The 25,221-nt window shown below is 64.8% G+C and carries 19 protein-coding genes; 11 read left to right on the forward strand and 8 right to left on the reverse strand.

What is annotated here, in order from left to right; translation table 11 throughout:
- Positions 1–57: 57 nt before the first annotated feature.
- Positions 58–1,977, forward strand: a complete 1,920-nt coding sequence (locus tag ACODSN_RS12110; protein ID WP_489055744.1) for a potassium transporter Kup — start codon at positions 58–60, stop codon at positions 1,975–1,977.
- 38 nt (positions 1,978–2,015) lie between these two features.
- Here the strand turns inward: ACODSN_RS12110 and ACODSN_RS12115 are convergent, their stop codons facing one another.
- Positions 2,016–2,489: an Hsp20 family protein gene (locus tag ACODSN_RS12115; RefSeq protein ID WP_489055746.1), complete on the reverse strand. Its 474-nt coding sequence runs from the start codon at positions 2,487–2,489 to the stop codon at positions 2,016–2,018.
- A gap of 501 nt (positions 2,490–2,990) precedes the next feature.
- Between ACODSN_RS12115 and ACODSN_RS12120 the strand changes: the two genes are divergently transcribed.
- A complete protein-coding gene (locus ACODSN_RS12120) occupies positions 2,991–4,241 on the forward strand; it encodes a lipoprotein-releasing ABC transporter permease subunit (protein ID WP_489055748.1) in 1,251 nt (416 codons plus the stop codon).
- Positions 4,234–4,923: an ABC transporter ATP-binding protein gene (locus tag ACODSN_RS12125; protein ID WP_489055750.1), complete on the forward strand. Its 690-nt coding sequence runs from the start codon at positions 4,234–4,236 to the stop codon at positions 4,921–4,923. Before ACODSN_RS12120 ends, ACODSN_RS12125 begins: the two co-directional genes overlap by 8 nt.
- Here the strand turns inward: ACODSN_RS12125 and ACODSN_RS12130 are convergent.
- Positions 4,909–6,717: a diguanylate cyclase gene (locus ACODSN_RS12130; RefSeq protein WP_489055752.1), complete on the reverse strand. Its 1,809-nt coding sequence runs from the start codon at positions 6,715–6,717 to the stop codon at positions 4,909–4,911. The two genes, ACODSN_RS12125 and ACODSN_RS12130, sit on opposite strands and share 15 nt — an antisense overlap.
- 138 nt (positions 6,718–6,855) lie before the next feature.
- On the opposite strand from ACODSN_RS12130, the gene dnaE reads away from it, so the two are divergent.
- Complete coding sequence (gene dnaE / locus ACODSN_RS12135; protein WP_489055754.1) at positions 6,856–10,404, forward strand: DNA polymerase III subunit alpha; 3,549 nt, start codon at positions 6,856–6,858, stop codon at positions 10,402–10,404.
- Between the two features lie 7 nt (positions 10,405–10,411).
- On the opposite strand, the gene ACODSN_RS12140 is transcribed toward dnaE, so the two are convergent.
- The 4 genes from ACODSN_RS12140 to ACODSN_RS12155 are packed head-to-tail and all read right to left on the reverse strand — an operon-like array spanning position 10,412 to position 14,550.
- Positions 10,412–11,479 carry a PA0069 family radical SAM protein gene (locus ACODSN_RS12140; protein WP_489055756.1) on the reverse strand — a complete coding sequence of 356 codons (1,068 nt, stop codon included), beginning with the start codon at positions 11,477–11,479 and terminating at the stop codon, positions 10,412–10,414.
- 43 nt (positions 11,480–11,522) lie between these two features.
- On the reverse strand, positions 11,523–12,050 hold the full coding sequence (gene moaB / locus ACODSN_RS12145; RefSeq protein WP_489055758.1) for a molybdenum cofactor biosynthesis protein B: 528 nt from the start codon (positions 12,048–12,050) through the stop codon (positions 11,523–11,525).
- Positions 12,050–13,837, reverse strand: coding sequence for a lytic transglycosylase domain-containing protein (locus tag ACODSN_RS12150; RefSeq protein ID WP_489055760.1), 1,788 nt, complete (start codon positions 13,835–13,837; stop codon positions 12,050–12,052). The genes moaB and ACODSN_RS12150 overlap by 1 nt, the downstream gene beginning before the upstream one ends.
- Complete coding sequence (locus ACODSN_RS12155) at positions 13,834–14,550, reverse strand: uracil-DNA glycosylase family protein (protein ID WP_489055761.1); 717 nt, start codon at positions 14,548–14,550, stop codon at positions 13,834–13,836. Before ACODSN_RS12155 ends, ACODSN_RS12150 begins: the two co-directional genes overlap by 4 nt.
- Positions 14,551–14,703: 153 nt before the next feature.
- On the opposite strand from ACODSN_RS12155, the gene ACODSN_RS12160 reads away from it, so the two are divergent.
- The 7 genes from ACODSN_RS12160 (at position 14,704) to ACODSN_RS12190 (ending at position 22,655) form a co-directional block, all read left to right on the forward strand.
- A complete protein-coding gene (locus ACODSN_RS12160; RefSeq protein ID WP_489055763.1) occupies positions 14,704–16,356 on the forward strand; it encodes an electron transfer flavoprotein-ubiquinone oxidoreductase in 1,653 nt (550 codons plus the stop codon).
- 25 nt (positions 16,357–16,381) lie between these two features.
- A complete protein-coding gene (locus ACODSN_RS12165) occupies positions 16,382–18,001 on the forward strand; it encodes a tetratricopeptide repeat protein (protein ID WP_489055829.1) in 1,620 nt (539 codons plus the stop codon).
- Positions 17,988–18,878 carry a 4-(cytidine 5'-diphospho)-2-C-methyl-D-erythritol kinase gene (locus ACODSN_RS12170; protein ID WP_489055765.1) on the forward strand — a complete coding sequence of 297 codons (891 nt, stop codon included), beginning with the start codon at positions 17,988–17,990 and terminating at the stop codon, positions 18,876–18,878. Before ACODSN_RS12165 ends, ACODSN_RS12170 begins: the two co-directional genes overlap by 14 nt.
- A complete protein-coding gene (locus ACODSN_RS12175; protein ID WP_489055766.1) occupies positions 18,875–19,591 on the forward strand; it encodes an N-formylglutamate amidohydrolase in 717 nt (238 codons plus the stop codon). Before ACODSN_RS12170 ends, ACODSN_RS12175 begins: the two co-directional genes overlap by 4 nt.
- A 105-nt stretch (positions 19,592–19,696) precedes the next feature.
- The gene (locus ACODSN_RS12180) at positions 19,697–20,080 is read left to right on the forward strand and encodes a hypothetical protein (RefSeq protein WP_489055830.1); all 384 of its coding nucleotides are present in this window, start codon (positions 19,697–19,699) and stop codon (positions 20,078–20,080) included.
- Entirely contained in the window at positions 20,077–21,459 is a 1,383-nt protein-coding gene (locus ACODSN_RS12185) for an NAD(P)H-hydrate dehydratase (protein ID WP_489055768.1), read from the forward strand. Before ACODSN_RS12180 ends, ACODSN_RS12185 begins: the two co-directional genes overlap by 4 nt.
- Positions 21,456–22,655, forward strand: a complete 1,200-nt coding sequence (locus ACODSN_RS12190) for a class I SAM-dependent RNA methyltransferase (protein ID WP_489055770.1) — start codon at positions 21,456–21,458, stop codon at positions 22,653–22,655. Before ACODSN_RS12185 ends, ACODSN_RS12190 begins: the two co-directional genes overlap by 4 nt.
- Positions 22,656–22,710: 55 nt before the next feature.
- Here ACODSN_RS12190 and ACODSN_RS12195 read toward each other — a convergent pair whose 3' ends face one another.
- Together ACODSN_RS12195 and ACODSN_RS12200 are read right to left on the reverse strand one after the other, a co-directional pair.
- Complete coding sequence (locus ACODSN_RS12195) at positions 22,711–23,901, reverse strand: type III PLP-dependent enzyme domain-containing protein (protein ID WP_489055771.1); 1,191 nt, start codon at positions 23,899–23,901, stop codon at positions 22,711–22,713.
- Positions 23,902–24,048: 147 nt separating this feature from the next.
- A complete protein-coding gene (locus tag ACODSN_RS12200) occupies positions 24,049–25,221 on the reverse strand; it encodes a carboxynorspermidine decarboxylase (protein ID WP_489055773.1) in 1,173 nt (390 codons plus the stop codon).

Genomic DNA, 25,221 nt, shown 5'->3' on the forward strand with positions numbered 1-25,221 from the left:
CCGGGCCATCGCCTTCGCAGGGGTGCCGAAAAATCATGACGATGTGGCGTGGCTTTCATGGCTGAACAAATTGCCGACGCCACTCCTCCGGCTGACGAGCATGGCCATGGTCATGCGACGCAGAAAGCCACCGCCAAACTGGTGGTGGGCGCGATCGGCATCGTGTTCGGCGACATCGGCACCAGCCCGCTCTACGCCTTTCGCGAAACCTTTGCCGGGCACCATCATCTCGATCTCGATCCCGATCATATCTTGGGCGTCATCAGCCTGATGTTCTGGTCGATGATGCTGGTGGTGACGCTCAAATATGTGACCATCATCATGCGCGCCGACAATAAGGGCGAGGGCGGAAGCCTGGCGCTGCTGGCGCTGATCAACGGCCAGACCAAGACGCAGCGCTGGTCGCGCGGGATCATCCTGCTGGGGGTGTTCGCGACATCGCTTTTCTACGGCGATTCGATGATTACCCCGGCGGTGTCGGTGCTGTCGGCGGTGGAAGGTCTGGCGGTCTATAATAGTGCGCTGGCCCCGATCATCCTGCCGGCGGCGGTCATCATTCTCATCGGCCTGTTCTGGATTCAGGGGCTGGGCACGAACCGGGTCGCGACATTGTTCGGTCCGATCATGCTGGTCTACTTCGTCACGATCGCGACGCTGGGTGTCATCAGTATCGTGCAGACGCCGGGCATCCTCTTTGCGCTCAATCCCTATTGGGCCGCGATGTTCTTCCTGACCGATCCGTTGCCCGCCTTTCTGGCGCTCGGGTCGGTCGTCCTCGCGGTGACGGGGGCGGAGGCGCTCTATGCCGATATGGGCCATTTCGGGCGCAACCCGATCCGCGTTTCCTGGCTCGCCTTCGTGTTGCCCGCCTTGATGATGAACTATATGGGGCAGGGCGCGCTGCTGTTTCGGGAGGGCGCGAGCGCGCTGCACAGCCCCTTCTACCATCTCGCGCCGCAATGGGCGCAACTGCCGCTGATCGCGCTGGCCACGCTGGCGGCGATAATCGCATCGCAGGCGGTCATTTCCGGCGCGTTTTCGGTGACGCAGCAGGCGATCCAGCTTGGCTTCATGCCGCGCCTGCGGATCGAGCATACCAGTGCGTCGACGGCGGGACAGATTTACATCCCGCTCATCAACTGGGGCCTGATGGTGATGGTCATCCTGCTCGTCATGGTGTTCCGCACCTCGTCGAACCTGACCGCCGCCTATGGCATCGCCGTCACCGGCGCGATGTTCATCGACAATGTGCTGCTGACCGTCGTGCTCTATCGCTTGTGGAAATGGCGCTGGTATTATGCGGCGCCGTTGCTGGCCGTGCTGTTCCTGGTGGACGGCGCATATCTGGCGGCCAATCTGACCAAGGTGCCGGCAGGGGGCTGGTTCCCGCTGCTGATCGGCTTCCTGATATTTACGCTGCTGACGACCTGGTCGCGCGGGCGCATTCTGATGCAGGACCGGCTGCGCGAGGCGGCGATGCCGATCCCGGTGTTCGTGGCTTCCGCCGCCAACAGCGCGGTGCGCGTGCCGGGGACCGCGGTGTTCATGACCTCAACCCCGGACGGCGTGCCCCATGCGTTGCTTCACAACCTCAAGCATAACAAGGTGCTGCACGAGCGCGTCATCCTGTTGACGGTGAAGATCAGGGATGTGCCGGTGGTGGAGGATGACGGCCGCTGCAAGCTGGAGGATCTGGGGCGCGGCTTTTTCCGCCTGGTGCTGCAATATGGCTTCATGCAGGAGCCGGATGTCCCGGCGGCGCTCAAAAATGTCACCGGCTGCGGTCAGGCGTTCAAGATGATGGATACGAGCTTCTTCCTCGCTCGCCAGACCCTGCTGCCATCGGCCAAGCCGGGTATGCCGTTGTGGCGCGAGAAGATTTTCGCCTGGATGCTGCGCAACGCGGAAAGCGCGATGGAATTTTTCCGCCTGCCGACCAACCGCGTGGTCGAACTGGGCAGTCAGGTCGAGATATAGGAAAGGGCGCGGCACCCACGGCCGCGCCCTCTCTGACTTTACGCGGCGTCACGGCTCTGGGCGCTGATGTCCACAAGCTGGCCGCCGTTGATCGAGATTTTCTTCGGCTTCATCGCCTCGGGAATCTCGCGCACCAGTTCGATCACCAGCAGTCCGTCGGCGAGATCGGCTTTTTCGACGCGCACGAAGTCCGCCAGTTCGAAACGGCGCTCGAAGCTGCGATTCGCGATTCCCACATGCAGGAATTTGGCGCGATCGCCCGGCTGTCCTTCATCCTTGCGCCCGGTCACCTGAAGCAGGTTCTGCTGCGCGGTGATATCTATCTCGTCCGTGCGGAAGCCCGCGACGGCGAGCGTCACGCGGTAGCGATCCTCGGACAGGCGCTCGATATTGAAGGGGGGATAATTGTCCGCCTGCGCGAGTCGGGCGTTGTTTTCGATCAGGTCGAACAGACGATCGAAGCCGACGGTCGAGCGGCGATAGGGGGTAAGGTCGAAACCACGCATTGTCATAATCTCCCAAAGAGCAAAATGAACATGCCGGACCCAAAATGGCGCCCGGCCTTACATATGTCCGACCCCGTATGGCGGCCGAACGGCATCGATATGGTTCGAAGAAAAGGGGTTTCAAGGGGGAATCAGGCCGGAAAATGAAGCGTTTGAACCGCGCGGAGGGCGTTCATGACAAGGGCCAATAAAAAGTGCCCGGACCGCTTGCACGATCCGGGCACTTCATGGACGATTGCTCGTCTCCCCCTTCGGTACTGCCTCGACCGTTTCTTAGCCCCCTAAGCTCGAAACGGGATGCAGTGTCCCTGAACCACGGCCATTTACCTGTGTTTCAAGTGTCTTGCTATGACTGCCGGGCCGCGCTGTCACGGGCAAAGTCGGGCCGCTGTGATTTTCGCCCGACCCCTGTGTCCCAAGAGCAACATCGCGCCGATGCTTGCCCGGCAACCAGACCCTGCTAGACGGTCAGGCGAAACCGACACGGAAGAGGCCGTCCGCCCGCCCATGATTCTTTCCCGTTACGAACGCATGATCGCCAAGCGCTATCTGCTGCCCGGCAAGGGCGAGGGCTTTATCTTCCTGGTGGCGGGCATCAGCCTTGCCGCCGTCATGCTGGGCGTCGCCGCGCTCATCATCGTGATGAGCGTCATGAACGGATTTCGCGCCGAGCTGTTCGACAAGATTGTCGGTCTGAACGGTCATGCGGTGGTGCAGGGCTATGGCGGCCGCCTGCCCGAATGGAAATCGGTGCTGCGCGAGGCGAAGGCGACGCCCGGCGTCATCAGCGCGACGCCGATGATCGAGCAGCCGCTGCTGGCAACCTTTCAGGGCCGGGTGGAGGCAATCCTCGTTCGCGGGATGACGGTCGGCGATATCCGCACGAACAGCACGCTCAAGGCCAAGGTGATCGCGGGCAGTCTCAATTCGCTGACCCCCAATGGCGGCAAGGTGGGGATCGGCGCGAGACTGGCGGAAAATCTTGGGATTCAACTCGGCGACAGCATCACCATCATCAATCCTGCGGGCCGCTCCACCCCGTTCGGTACGGTGCCAAGGCAGGTCGCCTATCAGGTCGGCGCGATCTTCGAGGTCGGCATCTATGATTATGACAAGGCCTTCGTCGTCATGCCGATGGAGGATGCGCAGACGCTGCTGCTGCTGGGCGATGTCGTGGGGATGATCGAGGTGCAGACAGTCGATGCCGATCGGGTCGGTTCGATTCTGGAGCCACTGGCGGCCAAGGTCGCGGGCCGGGCGGCGGTGACGGACTGGCGGCAGATGAACGCCAGCCTGTTCGAAGCGCTCGCCGTTGAGCGGGTGGCGATGTTCGTGGTGCTGTCGATCATCGTGCTGGTGGCGGTGTTCAACATTCTGTCGTCACTCATCATGCTGGTGCGCGCCAAGACGCGCGATATCGCCATATTGCGGACGATGGGGGCGAGCCGGGGTGGGCTGGTCAAGATTTTCATGACCGTCGGCGTGACGATCGGCGCGCTTGGCATGGCGGCGGGAATGGTGCTCGGCTTCACGTTCCTGTATTTTCGGCAGGGCATCGTCAATGCGATCCAGTTCGTGACCGGGCAGAATCTCTGGGACCCCTCGATCCGCTTCCTGACCGAACTGCCGGCCCAACCCGACCCGGTGGAGATCGCCACCATCTGTATCATGGCGCTGCTGTTCAGCTTCCTGGCGACGCTCTACCCGGCCTTCAAGGCGGCCAACACCGATCCCGTTCAGGTGCTGCGTTATGAATGACATTCTCAAGGTCGCCGGACTGGCGCGCAGCTTCACCCAGGGCGGCGTCACCATCGATGTGTTGCGCGGCATCGACCTGACGGTGGGACCGGGCGAGATCGTCGCGCTGCTCGGGCCGTCCGGATCGGGCAAATCTACGCTGTTGCAGGCGGTCGGACTGCTGGAGGGCGGGTTCGACGGATCGATCCGCATCGCCGGCGAGGAAGCGGCCCGGCTCGACAATGACGGGCGCACGCGGCTGCGTCGCGACGCATTGGGGTTCGTTTATCAGTTCCACCATCTGCTGCCCGATTTCAGCGCGACCGAGAATGTCATCCTGCCACAGGTGATCCGCGACGTGGAAATGGGAACGGCGCGCGAACGGGCGCGGTCACTGCTTTCCTCGCTCGGCCTGGGCCATCGGCTGGATCATCGGCCCAGCCAGTTGTCCGGCGGGGAGCAGCAGCGCGTGGCGGTGGCGCGGGCGCTGGCCAATCGGCCGGCGCTGGTATTGGCGGACGAACCGACCGGCAATCTGGACGAGCGCACGGCGGATGTGGTGCTGGCGGAGTTTCTGCGGCTGGTGCGGGAGGAAGGCTCCGCCGCTCTGGTCGCGACGCATAATGAGCGGCTCGCTGCGAAAATGGACCGGGTGGTCCGGCTGCATGAAGGCGTGCTGGAAGAAGCGTCAGGCGACCGCTGAGTCGTTTGCGCGGGTCGCCGCAATGGCGATCTGGTCGCGGCCCTGCGCCTTGGCGCGCAGCAATGCCGCGTCGGCGGTCTGCACCAGCGATTCGGCACGGCCATGTTCGGGGAAGGTGGCAAGGCCGAAGGACGCCGTGACCTGTCCCAGTTCCTTGCCCTGATGTTCGACCTGTAGTTGCTGGATCTGCTGTTGCACCTGTCGCGCCCGCGTCAGCGCCTGGCCTAGATCGAAGCCGGGCATCAGCAGGACGAACTCCTCGCCGCCCAATCGAAACGCATGGTCATGCTCGCGCAGGGATTCGCGCAACACTTCGCCGACCGCCCGCAACACGGCGTCGCCGGCATCATGGCCATAGCTGTCGTTGAACCGCTTGAAATGGTCGATGTCGATCATCAGGCAGCTAAAGGGGGTCCGGTTGCGTTCGGCCTCCGTCGCCTGCGCCGTCATCACCGCGTCGAACTGCCGCCGGTTGGCGAGGCCGGTCAGCGCGTCGGCCATCGCCATTTCGCGCAGCACATCACGCAGGCGCAGATTGGCGAGCGCAAGGCCGATATTTTCCGCCAGCATTTCGAGATATTTTTCGGTGCGGCTCAATTGCTCGGCGCTGAAATCACCCGGCAGCTCGAAATAAAGCAGGCCAATGCTTTCTCCCTGCGCGGCGAGCGGAATGCAGATGGTGGAAATGGCGGCGTGGCCATCGAGATGATCGCACGGGATGTCGATCATCTCGCCAGCCGGCTTGTGGGTCTGGCCCCGGCGCAGGCCCCAGCAGGCCGATGGCGGAAACACCTCGCGCGACTGTACGGGGTTTAGCCAGTCGCAGGCCTGATGCATCGCATTGCGCCGCGCGTCGTAAATGTAGAGGCGTCCGGGGAAAGCCGGCGCGATTTCGGGCGCGAAGCGACGGACGATATCGACCAGATCCGCTGTGCTGTCACACCCCTGCAACCGCTGCGTCAGGCGCGAGAGGAGATCGCGCATCTTGTGATCGGCGTCGCGTTCCTGCTCCAGCCGCTGCCGTTCGAGGCCATTTTCGCGGAAGATGCGGATCGCCTGCGCCATGTCGCCGATTTCGTCCACCTGCGCGAATTCTGGCGGGATGGCGGCGAAATCCTGGGCGGCGAGGCGCGTCACCACGTCGCTCAGGCGAACGACTGGCCGCAGGATACGCTGTTTCAGGATGAAATAGAGGACGCACAGGAACAGCAGTGCGGTCGCCCCGAGCATGAATTCCGACACCCGCCGCCATTGCCGCGCCGATTCCGTGGCGCGCTTGACGGCCGTTTCGGTGCGCTGGTCCAGCATATATTGGAACTTGCCGATCTGGGAGACGATGCGGTCGAGTTCGCGGCCATATTCGTCGCCGAACAGGATGGTTCGCGCGGTCTGGTCGTCGCCGCCCTGTGCGGCCTTGATGGCTGCGTCCTGTTCATCATTGAGTGCATCCGCCCAGTGCAGCGCCTGATGGATTGCGCCCAGTTCGCTTTGATTGGCGCCTGCATCCTTCAGATGGGCCAGGCGGGATTCGACAGACCGGAATTCCGCCTTTTCGCGGCGATAGGCGATAACATGACTGGGGTCGTGGGTGATGATGAAGCCGCGCGCCTGCTCGGTCTCGCGCAGGACATCTTCCTCCAGTGTCGAAGTCAATTGATCGAATGTCGCGCGCTGCTCCACGGCGGCGCGCTCGCGTTCCTCCGCGCCCGACGCCAGCAACATGGTGGCGCCAGAGGCCAGGGTCAGCACGACGGTCGCGCCATAGGCCCAGTTGGTGATCGTGGACAAACGCATAACGACGGAAAATTAGGGTCAATAGATTGGGAATTGTTTAAGATCGGGAGCGGACCCCCGCAGCCCGTCCGTCGCTCTATCCACAGCTTTTCGCGGCAAGGGGCTAGGCGGGACGCGGCCTGCCGGATAAGCTGCCGCATGTCCCACGCTTCCTTCGTCCCGCTGCGCGTTTTTTCCTGTTATACGATGCTGGACGGGGCGATCGAGCCGAAGGCGATCGCCAAGCAGGCGAAGGCGCTGGGCTTTCCCGCCGCGGCGCTGACCGACCGTAACGGCCTTTATGCCGCGATGGCTTTTTCCGACGGCTGCAAGGGCGAAGGGGTGCAGCCGATCGTCGGCGCCATGCTGGGCATCGCGCGGCCCGATCGTCCGGCCAATGCGCCCGCCGTCCATGACTGGCTGGCGCTCTATGCGCAGGACAAGGCCGGATACGATAATCTGTGCCAGTTGGTGTCGATGGCGCATCTCGACCGACCGATCGAAGAACCGCCGCATGTCGACATGGCGATGCTGGCTGGGCGCACGGACGGGCTGATCGCGCTGACCGCCGGTGGGGAAGGCGCACTGGCGCGACTGTTCGCGGAGGATCAGCCCGATGCGGCGTTCGCTTATGCCGCGCGGCTGGAGGCGCTGTTTCCCGACCGTCTCTTCATCGAGATTTGCCGTCGGCTCGATCCGGTCGAAGGCAAGGCGGAACCGCATCTGCTCGACCTCGCCTATGCCCGCGATCTGCCGCTGGTCGCGACCAACCCCACCTGCTTCACCGAGCCGCATTTCCACGAGGCGCATGATGTCATGCTGTGCATCGCCGAAAGCGCCTATGTGGAGACGGCGGATCGCAAGACCAGTTCGCCCGACGCCTGGATGAAGCCGGCGGCCGAAATGCGGCGGCTGTTCGAGGATTTGCCCGAAGCGATCGCCAACACGATGGTCGTGGCGCAGCGTTGCGCCGTGGCGGCGCCCAAGCGCAAGCCGATCCTGCCGAGCCTGGCCGGCGATATCGAGGGCGAGGCGCGGATGCTGCGCGAGCAGGCCAGTGCGGGCCTGGAGGCGCGGCTGGACAAGCTCGGCATCACTGACGACGCGGAGCGCCAGCCCTATCTCGAGCGGCTGACCTTCGAAACCGACATCATCATCCAAATGGGCTTTCCGGGTTATTTCCTGATCGTCGCGGACTTCATCCGATGGGCAAAGGAGCATGATATTCCGGTGGGGCCTGGCCGTGGTTCGGGCGCGGGATCGGTCGTCGCCTGGGCGCTGACCATCACCGATCTCGATCCGCTGCAACTGGGTCTGCTGTTCGAACGCTTCCTCAATCCCGAGCGCGTGTCGATGCCTGACTTCGACATCGATTTCTGTGAAACCCGACGCGGCGAAGTGATCCGCTACGTCCAGCAGAAATATGGGTCCGATCATGTCGCGCAGATCATCACCTTTGGAAAGTTGAAGGCGCGCGCGGTGTTGAAGGATACCGGCCGCGTGCTCCAGATGAGCTATGGCCAGGTCGATCGTCTCGCCAAGCTGGTGCCCAATCATCCGACCGATCCGTGGACGCTCGAACGCTCGCTGAACGGCGTCGCGGAGTTCCGGGCGGAATATGACAATGACGCGCAGGTCAAACGCCTGATCGACTATGCGATGAAGCTGGAAGGTTTTCCGCGCCACAGTTCCACCCATGCGGCGGGCGTGGTCATCGGCGACCGGCCGTTGCAGCAACTGGTGCCGCTCTACCGCGATCCCCGGTCGGACATGCCTGTCACGCAGTTCGACATGAAATATGTCGAGGGCGCGGGGCTGGTGAAATTCGACTTTCTCGGCCTCAAGACGCTGTCGGTGCTGCAAAAAGCGGTGCAATTGCTGGCGCGGCGCGGCGTCACGGTCGATCTCGACAGTCTGAGCTGGGACGATCAGGCGGTTTATGATCTGCTACAGCGTGGCGATACCGTAGGCGTGTTCCAGCTGGAATCGGAAGGGATGCGCAAGACGCTTGCCGCCGTACGCCCGACCAATTTCGGCGACATCATCGCGCTCGTTTCGCTTTACCGGCCGGGACCGATGGATAATATTCCGATGTTCGGCCGTCGTAAGAATGGCACGGAAGATATTGAATATCCGCACATATTGTTGAAGCCGATCCTCGAAGAAACCTATGGCATCTTCGTCTATCAGGAACAGGTGATGCAGGCGGCGCAGATCCTGGCGGGCTATTCGCTCGGCGACGCGGACCTGTTGCGCCGTGCCATGGGGAAGAAGATCAAGGCGGAAATGGATGCCCAGCGCGCCCGCTTCGTCGAAGGCTGCGCGGCGAGCGACATCAAGCCGGCCAAGGCGAACGAACTGTTCGATTTGATCGACAAATTCGCTGGCTATGGCTTCAACAAGAGTCATGCTGCGGCCTATGCGCTGCTCGCCTATCAGACCGCTTGGCTCAAGGCGCATTATCCGGCGGAATTCTACGCCGCGTCGATGGCGTTCGACATCCATCTGACCGACAAGCTGACCATCTTTGTGGATGACATGCGGCGCATGGGGCTGACCTGTCTGGCGCCCGACATCAACCGAAGTGAAGCGGATTTCACGGTCGAACCTGTGCCGCACGAGGGCGACGATGCGCGGCTCGGTTTTGCCGTCCGCTATGCGCTGGGCGGGCTGAAAGGGGTCGGCGAAAAGGCGATGGAGCAACTTGTCGCCGAGCGCGCGACTGGTGGCCCTTTCAGGACGCTGGACGATTTCGCCGACCGCATCGAACCGCGCCTGCTCAACCGGCGTCAGCTTGAAAGCCTGGCGGCGGCGGGTGCTTTTGACGAGGTGCATGAGGATCGGGCCGGGGTCCATGCTGCGGCTGAAACGATCCTGTCGGTCGCTTCAAGCAATGCGGCGGCGCGCGAGAGCGGGCAAGGCGGCCTGTTCGGCGACGCAGAAACGCCGCATGCCGATGTGCGCATCCCTCCGCATCAGGCATGGTCGGTGGCCGATCGTATGGCGCAGGAAAAGGAGGCTTTCGGCTTTTATTTCTCCGCCCACCCCGTCGATCGCTACCGCCATCTGGCCGACGCGCGGGGCGCGAAAAGCTATGGCACGATCTGCGCGCAGCCGATGGGCATGCCCAATGCGGAAGGGCGCGTGAACGCGATCATGGCCGCCATGGTGGAAGATGTGCGCTGGCGCGAGACCAAGCGCGGCGCGCGCTATGCCAACGCCACATTTTCCGACCAGAGCGGGCAGTTTCAGGCGAGCTGTTTCGAGGAGGATGCCTGCAAGGCGATCGAGGAAATGGCGCGCGAGGGCGAATGTGCGCTGTTGCTGGTCGAACTGGACCGCCTGCCCGGCGAGGAAACGCCGCGCGTCACCGTGCGCGGGGTGGAACCGTTCAAGGCGATCGCGAGCGTATCCCGTCTGGAACTGCAGATCGCGGCGGAGCATCCCGCCGCCGTTGCCGCGCTGGCCGCTTTGCTGGCACCATGCCGCGCGGGGCGGAGCGAGATTTTCCTGCTGGTGCCGGTGGGCGACGGGCAGGCGGCACGCATCTTCCTAGGCGATGATTTCAGCGTCGACGCGGACCAGTTGGAAGCCATTCAGGTCATTCCCGGCCTCGCCATCCAGAGCCGACGATCGATGGAGGTCCGCGAGGAAGGCTATCGCGCCAGGAACCGCCAACCGGCGTGGAAGCCACGGCTGGTCGGCTGACGGAGGGTTAGAATAACCGCATCTGCGCGCCTTCCGGGGGACGGAACAGATCGGTGCGCAGGGTCAGTTTTTCGCCCGTGAACCCGGCCTTCTTGCGCGCCTTGACGAAACGGGTGCGGATCAGGTCCGCCCATACGCCCTGTCCGCGCATGCGGGTGCCGAAATTGGGATCATTGTCGCGTCCGCCGCGCATGTCGCGGATGATGGCCATCACCTTGGCGGCGCGATCGGGATAATGTTCGTCGAGCCAGGCGCGGAACAGCGGCGCGACCTCATGCGGCAGGCGGACGGGGATATAGGTGACTTCGCGCGCGCCTGCCTGCGCGGCGCGCGCGACCAGCGCCTCGATCTCATGATCGGTGATCGCCGGGACCACGGGGGAGATGCTGACGGCGACAGGGACGCCCACCGCCGCCAGCCGCTCGACCGCCGCGATCCGTCGCAACGGATGCGGCGCGCGCGGCTCCATCGTGCGCGCGACCTTCGGGTCGAGCGAGGTCAGCGACAGCATGACCGAAACAAGCTGGTGTTTGGCGAGGCTGGCGAGCAGATCGATATCCCGCAGGATGCGATCCGATTTGGTGGTGATGAAGGTCGGATGGCGGCATTCGAGCAGCAATTCCAATATCTGCCGGGTGATGCGCCAGTCCTTCTCGATCGGCTGATAGGGATCGGTATTGGTGCCCATGGCGATCGGGGAAGGCAGATAATTTTTCTTCGCCAATTCGGTGCGAAGCAGCGTTGCCGCGTCTGGTTTGGCAAACAGCTTCGTTTCGAAATCGAGACCGGGCGACAGGTCATGATAGGCGTGGGTTGGCCGGGCGAAACAGTAGATGCAGCCATGTTCGCAACCGCGATAGGCGTTGATCGACTGGCTGAACCCTATGTCCGGCGAGGTGTTGCGCGTGAGGATCTTGCGCGGGCGTTCGACGGTGACTTCGGTGCGGCGGCGGGGAGTTGGGTCTTCGCCCTCTGCCAGCGCGTCCAGCCAGTCGCCGTCAGCAAGCCGTTCCGGCAGGTTGAAGCGACGACTTTCGCCGTTCAATGTCGCGCCTCTGCCTTTCTCGATCGCCATATGTAATTAGAACATATGAAGAACAATTGGGCAAGGGGTGTAATTAGCGCTCGTTGAGGCGCGGCATCAGTTCGACGAAATTGCAGGGGCGGAAACGGCTGTCGAGCTGGCTTGCCAATATGCCGTCCCATGCGTCCTTCACCGCGCCGGTCGAACCGGGCAGGGCGAAAATATAGGTGCCGCGCGCGACGCAGGCGGTGGCGCGCGACTGAATGGTCGAGGTGCCGATGTTTTGATAGCTGAGCCAGCGGAATAGTTCGCCGAAGCCCGGAATTTCCTTGTCCTGCACCTGCGCCAGCGCTTCGGGCGTGATGTCGCGGCCGGTGACGCCAGTGCCGCCCGTGGTGATGATGACGTCCACCTGCGGATCGTCGATCCATGCGTGGAGCCGCGCGACGATGGCGGCGCGCTCGTCGCGTTCGATATAGCGGTCGGCGAGGATATGGCCAGCCGCCTCGATCCGTTCGACCAGCGTGTCGCCCGACCGATCGTCAGCGGCGGTGCGGCTGTCCGAAACCGTGAGAACGGCGATCCGAACCGGCAGGAACTCGCGCGTCTCGTCGATCGGCATCAGTCCGAACCGCCCGTGCCGCCGCCGAGGCCGCTCGCGCGGCTCAAGCGGACGAGCTTGATCCCTTTAGCGCCGGGGAAGGTCGGCCACATGCCCTGCGCCATGCCGGTGAGGCAATCGGCGCTGCCCTTCGCCTGGATCTGGTACATCCAGTAATTGCGCATCACGATGTTCACATAGGCGCGGGTTTCATAATAGGGCAGCGATTCGATGAACAGCAGCGGGTCGCCATTGTCATGGACTTCGGTGGCCCAGCGCTGCACCGGCAGCGGTCCGGCATTATAGGCGGCCATCACCTTGGGCAGCAGGCCGCCGGTCGCGCCCATGTCGCGCAGGCTTTCGAGATAGCGCTGGCCATACTCCATGTTGGTGGATGGCACGAATAATTGAGCGGCGGACGACAATCCCATATCCCCGCCGGTGCGCGGCATCACCTGCATCAGCCCGCGCGCGCCAGCGCTGCTGACGGCATTGGTGCGGAAGCCCGATTCCTGAAGCGTATGGGCAAAGACCAGCGCCGGATCGACCCGCCAGCCGCCATCGGGCCGCCAGTCTGGTGCGGGAAAGCGGGCGAAGCTTTCCGGCTGCTTGCCCGCCGGGCCGTTATGCGCGAGCCAAAGTTGGGTTTCGGCGAGGCTGAGCGCGGACGCGAGCCGCAGCAACGCATCATATTGGCCGGAGCCACCGATTTTCGCCTGATAACGCAGCGCTTCATCCGCCCGCCCGGTCTCGCCGATAGCGGACAGGACGATGGCGGCGCGGACATTGGGGCTTTCTTTCAGCGTCTGCCACTGGGCTTCGCCAAAGCGCGAAGTGCCGGGTGCGCCGCCGAGTGGCATGCCCAATGTTTCGCGGGCGAGCAGGCCGTAGAAGGTTTCGTCCGACCGGGCGGCCACGCGCAGCAGGCTTTCGACCTTTTCGGGCTGTCCGCACGCCATATAGGCGCGAGACGCCCAATAGGCACCCGCCGCGCGCATATCGGCGTCTCCCGCCAGCGTCGCGACGCTGGCGAAGGCTGGAGCGGCGGCGCGACAGTCATTCTGACGCCATGACGCAAGGCCGGTGGTCCAGTGCGCCTGCACCGCCCAGTCGCCGCCCGCCTGCGTTTCCAGCGCGCGCGCGGACAGGCGGCGCGCGTTGGTATCGTCATTTTCGATATAATAGGCCCATGCGACCCGCTGGCGCACTTCGGTCAGACCGGCGGGGGTCAGGCCCGCCTCGCCGCTGGTCAACAGGGCTTCCGCGCCGGCGGGATTGTCCGCCTTGATGAACGGCTGCATCTGGCCGACGATCATTTGGGCCAGCGCGTCCGCCTTGGTGGCCTGGACATATTGGCGACGTGGCGCGGCGCCGAGCCACACCATTTTCTGTACTTGCGGCAGGGTAGGCAACATCGTCGCGCCACGCTTTTCCGCGAGGCGGGACAATTGATCCGCCTTGGGCAGCCACGCCGCCTTGTTGATGAGTTCGAGCAGCTCGAACAGTTCGGCCCGTGGCGACCCCTTGGCGAGAAGCAGTTCCGAGAGAGCAAGCGGCCGGACCGGGTCCTTTTCGTCCAGCGTGGCGATCATCGCGCGCGCATCGACCCATTTCTGGTCGCGCAGCGCCGCGAAGATGGCGCCATAGCGCGCCTTGTCGCCGTCTCCGAGCTGGAGCGGGGACGAACTGTTGGTGAGCATCGAGGCCGGGAGCGAGGATTCCGTGCTCATCGCCCTGACGGGCAGCGTGGTCGCGGCCCCGATGCCCAGCAGGGTCAGGCAAGTCATGCGGGCTGCGGCGCGAATCACAGGGGCTTTTCCTCGACCAGACATTGCAGGGTTCGCCAGCATTCCGCCTTCGCGGCCGGCTGGGTCAGCAGCAGGCGAGGGTGAAATGAGGCGACGGCGGACACAGTGCCGCCTTGATGGTTAAAGACGCGTAAATCATCGGAACCCTCAGGGCGGGTCGCATCCCCGTTCACCGGCATCAGGGCACGGACGGTCCGATCGCCCAGAATCAACAAGCGGCGGGGCGCGGCAAGCGCGACATGGATGCGCATGCGTTCCGCCGCGCGTTCGAGATCGGCGGCTTCGACCATGCCGCCCGGCGGACGGGACAGAAACAGCGATGCGAGATGGATATTCGCCCGCTCCAGACCGATCGAGCGCAACATCGCGTCGAACAGCGCGCCCGCGCGTTCAGCCAGCAATGTGCCCGCCGCCATGTCGGCCGGATCGGGCATGTCGGTCACGACCATGAGGGCGGCATCGGCCGGACCCGTTGGCAGGATCGCTTCGCCGGGCCAGCGCCGTTCGGGCTGCTCTGGGTCCGACGCAAGCCAGTTGCGAAACTCTTCGAGCGTCGCCGGTGGTTGCTGAACGGGCGCGGCGGGCGAGGGCGTCACCGCCGACCCGCTTTTGACCGGCGAGGGGCGCAACCAGTTCACCGCCGGTTCGCCGGTGGCGCAATCCACGCCGGCGAGCGTCCACCACGCCATATAGGCGTCGGCGACGGCCGCCATGTCATTTTGCCCTAATCCCCGCATCGCTTTCCCTAGGGCCAGAGGTTGACGCCGTGGTCAAGAATCTTCATCGCGTTGAATGGTAAAGCGTTTACGTGGTGCGGCGACCGGATGGGCTGAGGGACAGTCCTTTTATCGCCCCGAGGAGGAAATATGAGCGAACGGGATTCGATGCCCTATGACATCGTCATCGTGGGTGGAGGGCCTGCGGGACTGTCGGCGGCGATAAGGTTGAAACAGCTTGCCAACGATGCCGGACAGGAACTGGCGGTTTGCGTGCTGGAAAAAGGGTCCGAAATCGGCGCTCATATCCTGTCGGGCGCGGTCATCGATCCCAAGGCGCTGGATGAGCTGATCCCGCAGTGGAAGGAAATGGGCTGTTCGCTGGCGGACGTGCCGGTGACGGATAACCAGCACTGGTTCCTCAGCAAGACCGGCAAGATGGCGATGCCGCATATCGCGACGCCCGGCTGGATGCACAATGAGGGCACCTATACCGGATCGCTCGGCAATCTGTGCCGCTGGCTGGGCGAGCAGGCCGAAGGACTGGGCGTCGAAATCTTCCCCGGCTTCGCCGCCGCCGAAATCCTCTATAATGAGGATGGATCGGTGAAGGGCGTCGCCACCGGCGACATGGGCGTCGCGCGCGATGGCGAGCATAAGGGCGATTATCAGCCCGGCCTCGAACTCCACGCCAAATATACCTTCTTCGCCGAGGGTGCGCGCGGCCACCTGACCAAGATCATCAAGCGCCAGTTCGCGCTGGACGCCGACAGCGAGCCGCAGGTCTACGGTCTTGGCATGAAGGAATTGTGGGACATCGATCCCGAATTGCATCAGCCGGGTCTCGTCATCCATACGCAGGGCTGGCCGCTGACCGACGCTTATGGCGGCGGCTTCCTTTATCATCAGGCCAACGGACAGGTCGCGCTCGGCTTCGTCGTCGGGCTGGGCTATCGCAACCCGCATCTCTATCCGTTCGAGGAGTTCCAGCGCTGGAAGCAGCACCCCTCGATCCGCAAATATCTGGAGGGCGGCCGCCGCGTCTCCTATGGCGCGCGCGTCATCAACGAGGGCGGCTGGCAGTCTATCCCGAAGCTGGTGTTCCCCGGCGGCGCGCTGATCGGCTGTTCGGCGGGCTTCGTCAACGTGCCCCGGATCAAGGGCACGCATACCGCGATGAAATCTGGCATGCTGGCGGCCGAAGCGGCGTTCGAGGCGATACAGAATGAGCGCGCGCGGGACGTGCTCACCGATTATGAGGATCGCCTGCGGACGAGCTGGATCGCCAAGGAATTGCAGCTTGTCAAAAATGCCGAGCCGCTGCTGAGCAAGTTTGGCGGGACGATCGGCACGCTGCTTGCGGGTGTCGATATGTGGATGCGCACGCTCAAGATCGGCCTGCCGTTCACGATGAAGCACAAGCCGGACAATGAGAAGATCTGGCCCAAGGATTCCTGCGCGAAGATCGATTATCCCAAGCCGGACGGCAAGATCAGCTTCGATCGCCTGTCGTCGGTGTTCCTGAGCAATACCAACCATGAGGAGGACCAGCCGGTCCATCTCCAGCTCAAGGATCCGGCGGTTCCGATCAGCTATAATCTGCCGCTCTATGACGAACCGGCGCAACGTTATTGCCCGGCGGGCGTCTATGAAGTGGTCGGGCTGGAAGAAGGCGATCCCCGCTTCCAGATCAACGCGCAAAATTGCGTCCACTGCAAGACGTGCGACATCAAGGACCCTACGCAGAATATCAACTGGGTGGTGCCGGAAGGCGGCGGAGGGCCGAATTATCCCAATATGTAAGCGTCTGTTGCCCGCGATACTGCTGATGCTGCCGGTTCCTGCCGGTGCATCGGTGGACGCGGGCGGCGCGCTCGATGCCTATGTCAAAGCGCGCCTTGCCGACGGGGATGGCGCGCTTGGCCTTGCGGTTGCGAATTATCGGGACGCGCTCGGCCGCGATCCGGCCAGCCTTGCCATCGCCCGCCGCGCCTATTCCCAGGCGGTGTCGCGAGGCGATATGGCGCTGGCGCTGCAATCCGCTACAGTCCTTGGCGCTAACGGAATGTCGCCACGGGACGCGAGCCTGCTCCGCCTGATCGACGCGATGGGCGCGAAGGACTGGGCCGGGGCGAGCCGACTGGCCGACCGGATTCAGGCCGAACAGAATTTCGCTTTTCTCGTCCCTATCCTGCGCGGCTGGATCGCGGTGGGGCAGGACCAGCCGGCCGCTGCGCCCGTTGCGAGCGGGAGCGATCGCTTCGGCACGCTGACCGAGCGCTACGCCGACGAGCATGTGGCGCTGCATGCGCTGGCGGACGGGGATGTGCTGGCCGCCGTTGCGGCGATCGGCCGAGCGCTCCCCCTGATGGGCGCAAATAGCGCCGGAGCGCGGATCGCATTTGCTGGCCAGCTTGCGGCGCGAGGAAAAAAAACCGAGGCGCTGGCATTGCTGCCGGTCGATCAGGCAAGTTTCGCCAGGGCGCGGAGCGATATCGAGCGTGGCAAGGGCCTGAACCACCTAAAAGCCCTATTGACGCCGCGTCAGGGAATCGCCCGCCTGCTGAGCCGGCTGGCGATGGATGTTGCATCGGAAAATGGCGGCGGGCGGCTCGGCATCCGGCTCGCCCGGCTGGCGCTGTTCGCCGATCCGGCGAGCGCGGAGGCGCATATCGTTGCGGCTGATCTGCTCACGAGCGGCGGCTATCCCCAGGAGGGCGCGGTCGAAGCGCGCAAGGTGGCGGCGACCGGCTGGTATGGCGCGCTGGCGCAGGCGGAACTGGTCGAGGCGCTCGCGGCGTCCGACGATGAAGAGGGTGCGATCCGGCTTGCCCGGTCGCTGGCCGACGCGCCGGGGGCCGAGGCCGACCGGCTGGTGCAGCTCGGACGGCTGCTGAGTGGCGCGCGCGACTATGCCGGTGCGGCGGCGGTGTTTCGCCGGGCGCAGGGGCGCTTTACGCCGGATGCGATGCCATGGACGCTGCTCCTGTTCGAAGGCGCCGCGCTGGAACAGGGCGGACGCTGGGACGAAGCGCGCGCGGTGCTGGAGCGGGCGGCGACCCTCGCCCCCAACGAAGCGCTCGTTCTCAATTATCTGGGCTATGCGCAGATCGAACGGCGCGAGAATGTGTCTGCTGCGCTCGCCCTGCTGAGAAAGGCGAGCGCGCTCAAGCCGCAGGACCCGTCGATCAGCGATTCTCTCGGCTGGGCGCACTATATCGCAGGCGATATCGATGAGGCGGTGCCGGTGCTGGAGCGCGCCGCCGCCGGGGCGCCCGCCGATGCGACGATCAACGAACATTTGGGCGATGCGCTGTGGGCGACGGGGCGGCGCTTCGAGGCCCGCTACGCCTGGAGAGCGGCGTTTGCGGTCGCAGAGGGCGATGTCGCCAGACGGCTGGAAGCAAAGGCGCGTGAAGGCATGAAGCCCGAATATGCGGCACGCTGACATGGAGCACAGGGACAAGGGGGCGTGGGAGGCGGTCGAAACCGCCTATGCCAAGGTCAATCTGGCCCTGCACGTCCGGGCGCGGCGACCCGATGGCTATCATGCGATCGAAAGCCTGTTCGTCTTTGCGCAGGATGGCGACCGGCTGGCGGGCAAGGCGACCGACGATGGCGCGATCGAGTTGACGATTAACGGGCCGTTCGGCGGTGGCCTGGACGCGGGGTCGGGCAATCTGGTGATGCGGGCGGCGCGCGCGCTGCAATCCTTTCTGGGCGAACATCGGGGCGCTCGCCTGCACCTGACGAAAAACCTGCCGATCGCGTCCGGCATCGGCGGTGGATCGGCCGATGCGGCGGCGGCATTGCGCCTGCTCGCCCGATTGTGGGATGTGCGGATCGGGTCCGATGAACTGGCGGGACTGGCGCTCGATCTGGGTTCCGATGTGCCCGCCTGTGTGACGAGCGTGACGCAATGGGTGCGCGGGCGCGGCGAGCGGCTCGACGTTCAGGAGGTTGCGGGATTGGCGAACCGGCCCATGCTGCTGGTCAATCCGGGCGTTCCGGTGTCGACCGCGCGGGTGTTCGGCGGATGGGACGGGCATGATCGTGGGGCCTTGCACGCGGAGAGCCTGGACGCCCTGATCGCGGAAGGCCGCAACGATCTGGAGGCACCGGCCATGGCACTCGCGCCCGAAATCGGCGCGGCGCTGGCGGCGCTGCGGGCGCTGCCGGCGGTGCGGGTGGCGCGCATGTCGGGTTCGGGCGCGACCTGTTTCGCGCTGTTCGACAGGCGCGAGGACGTTGCGCGCGCCGGGGCGGCATTACGTCGCGCGCATCCGCAATGGTGGGTCATGGCGACGGAGATCAGGACGGCATGAGCGAGGCTTTTACCCAGATTGATGGCGGTGACCTGAACATACTCATCATCGCCGATCATGCGTCCGCCCATGTGCCCGACGATATCGAACTCGGCATCGACGGAGCGCTGCTGCACGAGCATATCGCGATCGACATCGGCGTCGCGCAGGTGAGCGAATGGCTCGCGATCCAGCTGGGCTGCACCGCGATCCTGGGCGGCGTGTCGCGGCTCGTCATCGATCTCAATCGCGAGGAGGGCGCGCCCGGCCTGCTGCCGGTGATGAGCGACGGCCACGCGATTCCGGGCAACCGTCAGGCCAATCTCGCCGACCGGATGACCCGTTTCTATCATCCCTATCACCACCGCGTCGCCGATTTGCTGGAGGCCATGGTTTCGCCGCTGATCGTGTCGGTCCACAGTTTCACGCCGCGCCTCGCGAGTGACCCCGAGCAGGCCCGGCCATGGGATATCGGCATTCTCTATAATAAGGATGACCGGGCGGCGAGGATCGCCATTCCGTTGCTGGAAGCGGCGGGCCTCAAGGTTGGCGACCAGCAGCCCTATTCGGGCAAGCTGCTCAACGCGAGCATGAACCGGCATGCCGAAACGGGCGGCATTCCCTATCTGGGCATCGAGATGCGACAGGATCGGGTGGGGGATGCGATGGGACAGCGCCGTTTCGCCGATCTGTTGGGACCGATCATCCTGGAATGCCGCAGCCGCCTTGCCTGACCCCAGTCGCGCGTTTGCGAATAATCGCGCACCGGCCTTCACGGCTCGGGCGTTCGCGCTATAGGGTGAGGCCTTGTCATTCCGGCAAGAGGGCAAGGTGTGGCAATGCGGATGTTCGAACGACTGGTTGCGACGGGCCTGCTTTCCATGGCCCTCGTCGGTTGCGACCGGGTGATCCCGGACAGGAGCCAGTCGCCCCAAAACCAGATGGCACAGGCCGATGACGGCAAGGTGGAATGCGCGATCGGTCAGGGGGCGGCCTGGGCGCGCGACTGTCGTGTCGAGAGCGCCGACAAGAGCATGTTGGTGCTGCGTCACCCCGATGGGGGCTTTCGCCGCCTTCGTATCGTGGCGGATGGCCGGGGCGTGGTTTCCGCCGACGGGGCGGAGCAGGTCATGCTATCGATCATAGGGGATCGCCGGGTCGAACTGGCGGTCGGCGCGGACCGCTATCGCCTGCCCGCCACCATCGCCACGCCGCGCCGATGAGCGTCGATCCCCTCCTCACTGCGGCGCAAATGCGGGCGGCGGAACAGGCGGCATTTGCCAACGGCCTGTCCGAATATGACCTTATGGAGCGGGCAGGTGCGGCGGCGGCGGAGATCATCTGGCGCGCGGGCGGCATGCGCGATGCGCTGATATTGTGCGGGCCGGGCAATAATGGCGGGGACGGCTTCGTCATCGCCCGGCTGTTGCGGGCGCGCGGCGTGCCCGTCAGGGTGGCGGTGACGGGCGAGAGCCGGACCTCGTCCGGTCAGCGCGCCCGCGACCTGTGGAACGATCCGGTCGAGCCGCTGGCGCAGGCCGCGCCCGCCAGCCAGATCGTCGATGCGCTGTTCGGGACGGGGCTTTCGCGGGGTCTGGAACAAGTAGTGGCCGACCGGCTGGGCGCGCTCGTGGAACAGGCGGCGATCAGCTACGCCATAGACCTGCCGAGTGGCGTCGATAGCGACAGCGGTGCGCTGCTGTCGGCGGTGCCGCGTTTCGGGGTCTGCATCGCCCTCGGCGCGTTCAAACCGGCGCATCTTCTCTATCCGGCGGCGGATCGGGCCGCTCGCCTTGTCCGCGCCGATATCGGCATCGACGTCAGCAGCGATTGTCATCGCCTGTCCGCGCCGACGATCGCGGCACCGGGTGCGGGCGCGCATAAATATAATCGCGGGCTGGTCGCGGTGATCGGTGGCTCAATGGCGGGGGCCAGCCTTCTCGCCGCTCGCGCGGCGGCGCATGGGGGGTGTGGCATGGTGCGACTGATCGCGTCCACCACGCCCTCCTGCGCGCCTGATGCGATCGTCACCATCGCAGCGACCGGCGCGGCGGAGATCGGGACGGCTTTGGCCGATCGGCGCGTGTCGGTCGTTCTGGTCGGACCGGGCCTCGGGCGGGATGCGCATGCGCGGTCGCGTCTGGAAGCAGCGATCGAGGGACGATCCGGGCTGGTGATTGACGCCGACGCCCTCGGCCTGATCGCGCCGGAGGAGATACCGGCCAACGCCATTCTGACGCCGCATGAGGGCGAATTTGTGCGTCTGTTCGGCGATCTTTCCGGCAACAAGATCGACCGCGCGCGAGCGGCGGCGAAGCGGTCGCGCGGCGTCATCATCTACAAGGGGGCGGACAGCGTGATCGCAGCGCCCGATGGACGCGTCGCGGTGGCGAGCGGGGCATCGCCCTGGCTTTCGACCGCCGGGACGGGCGACGTGCTGGCGGGCATCGCCGCCGCACGACTGGCGGTGACGGGCGATCCGTTCCGCGCCGCATGCGAGGCGGTATGGCTGCATGGCGAAGCGGCGCGCAGGGCAGGGCCAGCCTTCATCGCCGACGACCTGATCCGCCATGTGCCCGCAGCGATTGCGAGCCGGCTGTGACGGACGGCCTCATCCTGCGCGTCGCGGCCAAGGGCGACGGCGTGACCGCCGATGGCCGGCATGTGCCGCTCGCCGCGCCGGGCGATCGGATCACGGCGGACGGCGGGGTCGAGCGCGGGCCGCATCATGCCGATCCGCCCTGCCTCCATTTTCCCGCCTGTGGCGGGTGCCAGCTCCAGCATCTGGACGAGGAAAGTTACGCCGCCTTCGTCACGGCGCGGGTGACGGGCGCGCTGGCCGGGCAGGGGGTTAAGCCGGGGGCGGTAATGCCGCCGCATATCTCTCCGCCGCGCACTCGTCGCCGGGCGGCGCTGCGCGCCGTGCGGCAGGGCGGAAAGGTCGTTATCGGTTTCGCCGAGCAGGGCAGTCACAGCCTGATCGATCTGGCGATGTGCGATGTGCTCGATCCGCGCCTTTTTGCCCTGCTCGCGCCGCTGCGAGAGCTGCTCAAAGCGATATTGCCGGACAAACGGGCTGCGCACATCAAAATGTCGCTGCTCGATCAGGGTGTCGACCTGCTGCTGGAAGGCGTGCGCGTCGAGGGGCTGGCGGCTGACGAGGCGCTGGGCGATTTCGCGCGCGGGCATGGCCTTGCACGCCTGACTATCGACGAAGGCGACGGCCCGCAGGCGCGGTGGGAGCCGGAGGCCGCGACGATGCGCTTCGGTGGCGTCGCGGTCGCATTCCCGCCCTATGCCTTCCTTCAGGCGACGCCCGATGGGGAGGCGGCGCTGGCGGAGGCGGTCCGCGCCGCCCTGCCGGAACGAGGGGCCATCGCCGATTTGTTCTGCGGCCTCGGGACTTTCGCGCTCGCACTCGGGGAGGGGCGGCCGGTCTATGCGGCGGAGGGCGCGCGCGACCTGGTGCTCGCGCTCAAGCTCGGCGCGAACCGGGCGGAGCGGCGGCTCGTCGCCGATCATCGCGACCTGTTCCGGCGACCGCTGACGCCGGAGGAACTGAACCGATTCGCTGCGGTGGTGATTGACCCGCCGCGCGCGGGTGCGCGGGAACAGGCGGTGCAGATCGCGCAGTCGCAGGTGCCGCTGATCGCTTATATATCCTGCAATCCGGGGAGTTTTGCGCGTGATGCCGCGCATCTGGTCGCGGGCGGCTATGTGCTGGAGAGCGTGACGCCGGTCGGCCAGTTCCGCTGGTCGACCCATGTCGAACTGGTCGGTATTTTCCGCCGGACATAAAAGTCCCCGGCGTTTGACGGCCGGGGACAGGCACCCTCTCCAAGGGACGTTTCGTCTAGCCCAACTTGATGACAGTCGCGAGACGGCGCGTGGGCGCTGGCTCGGCGTAGAGGCTCGCCATCGGCTCGTCCTCGACCTCGATCACCGCTTCAGACGTGAAGCCGTTGAAGCCGGTGCGCATCGCCGCGCCATAAGCGCCCAGCATCCCGATCTCGATATAGTCACCGACCTTCACATCGTCGGGCAGCATGAACGGGCCGACCATATGGTCCATATCGTCGCAGGTCGGGCCGTAGAAGGAAAAGCCCTCCAGATCGGCGTCGCTCTCCTCCGCGCGCAGCAGCGCGACCGGGAACCGCCAGCCCAGATGCGCCGCGTCGAACAGCGCGCCATAGGCGCCATCGGTGATATAGAGTTCCTTGCCGCGACGGCGCTCTACCCGCACCACGACCGAGCTATATTCGGCCGAAAGCGCACGGCCCGGCTCGCACCAGAGTTCCGACGAATAGCTGACCGGCAGGCTTTCGAAGCCGCGATGGATGGCGTCGAAATAGAGTTCGAGCGCGGGCGGCTCCATGCCCGGATAGACGGAAGGAAAGCCGCCGCCGACATCGATGATATCGACCGTCACCGCCGCATCGACGATCGCCGCGCGCACGCGCTCGATCGCGGCGGTGTAGGCGATCGGGCTCATCGCCTGGCTGCCGACGTGGAAGCAGATGCCGAGTGCATCGGCGGCCTGCCGGGTCGCCATCAGCAGTTCGCGCGTCTCGCCCAGTTCCGCGCCGAATTTCGACGCGAGGCTCAATTCCGAATGGTCAGACGACACGCGCAGCCGCACGCACAGTTCAAGATCGGTGGCGTCATTCGTGGCGCGCATGATCTTTTCCAGCTCGTCGATCGTATCGAGCGAGAAGGTGCGCACGCCATGGCTATGATAAGCCTCCGCGATCGCTTCTTCGGCTTTCACCGGATGCATGAAGCACAGTTTGGCGTCCGGCAGCGTCGCCGCGACGAGGCGAACCTCGGCGATCGATGCGACGTCGTAATGCGTGATCCCGCTGTCCCACAACGTCACGAGGAGGTCGGGCGAAGGGTTCGCCTTGACCGCATAGAGCGAGCGGCCCGGAAACTTCTCAGAGAAGAATCGGGCGGCCCGAGCCGCGGCCTGGGGTCGAATCAGCGTTACCGGAGCTGCCGGTTTGAGGGCGGTTGCTACCCCCAGCGCGCTAGGATGCTTGTGCAATTCAAGGGACCTCCAGTGTCGTTCAGGCGAATAAGCTGCCTTGCGGTGGAAGTCCCATGGGGCAGCGGAAGGGCGCTATATGATGAGGGGGTCCCCCTGTAAAGCGCTGCTGCGAATTTTCTTGCGCGGCAGGCTTTGAAAACACTGTCAGGACAGGCGGTTTTTGAAATCCTCATAGGAAAAGCTTCGGATTTCCGTCAGTTGATCGGTCTGCGAGTTCCACAGCCAGATCGCTGGCAGGGGCACGCCATTGAATGTGTTGGTCTTGACCATCGAATAATGCGCCTGGTCGAGAAAGGCGATGCGCGCGCCCGGTTCCGCGCCGCCGGGGATTCGATAATCGCCGATGATGTCGCCCGCGAGGCAGGATGGCCCGCCCAGCCGCGTCAACGGGCCTTCAGCCGGTTCGTGCAGCATCGCGGGGCGATAGGGCGCCTCGATCACGTCGGGCATGTGGCAGGTCGCGGAGATGTCGGTAATCGCGACCGGCATGCCATTGTCGATGACATCGAGTATTTCGCCGATCAGGATGCCCGCGTCGAGCGCCATCGCCTCGCCCGGTTCGATATAGAGTTCAAGGCCGGTCTGCGCCTTGCGCGCGCGCAGGAAGTCGATCAGCGCGTCGCGCTGATAATCGGCGCGGGTGATGTGATGGCCGCCGCCGAAGTTGAGCCATTTGAGTCGGCCGACATGCGGCATCACCCGCGCTTCGATCGCGGCCCAGGTGCGCTCGAGGGGCAGGAAATCCTGTTCGCACAAATTGTGGAAGTGGAGGCCGTCCACCCCTTCCAGATGCTCCGCACGCAACTGATCGACCGGAAAGCCCAACCGGCTGTGCGGTTGCGACGGGTCATATTTGGGTACGTCGCCCTCGGCATGGAGGGGATTGATGCGCAGGCCGAGGTCGAAGTTCACACCGTTGCTGCGTGCTTCCTCGATCACCGGGCGCAGGCGCGCGATCTGGCCGGGGCTGTTGAAGATGACATGGTCGGAAATCTTGAGGATTTCGGCCAGATCGGCGGGCTTGTACGCGGCGCAATAGGTCGCGACCTCGCCCCTATATTCCTCGCGCGCGAGCCTGGCTTCGTAGAGGCCGGAGGCGCACACACCGTCGAGATATTCACCGATCACGGGTCCCAGCGACCACATGGAAAAGGCCTTGAGCGCGCCCAGCACCCTGATCCCCGCGCGCTCGCCCACATCCTTCAATATGGCGAGGTTGCGGCGGATTGCGGCCTCGTCCACCACGAAGGCGGGCGAGGGGACGCGGTAGAGGTCGAAGCGGGCGAAGGCGGCAGGGTCGCCGGCTCTGGTTTCCAT

The sequence above is a fragment of the Sphingobium sp. FG11 genome, assembly GCF_057809915.1.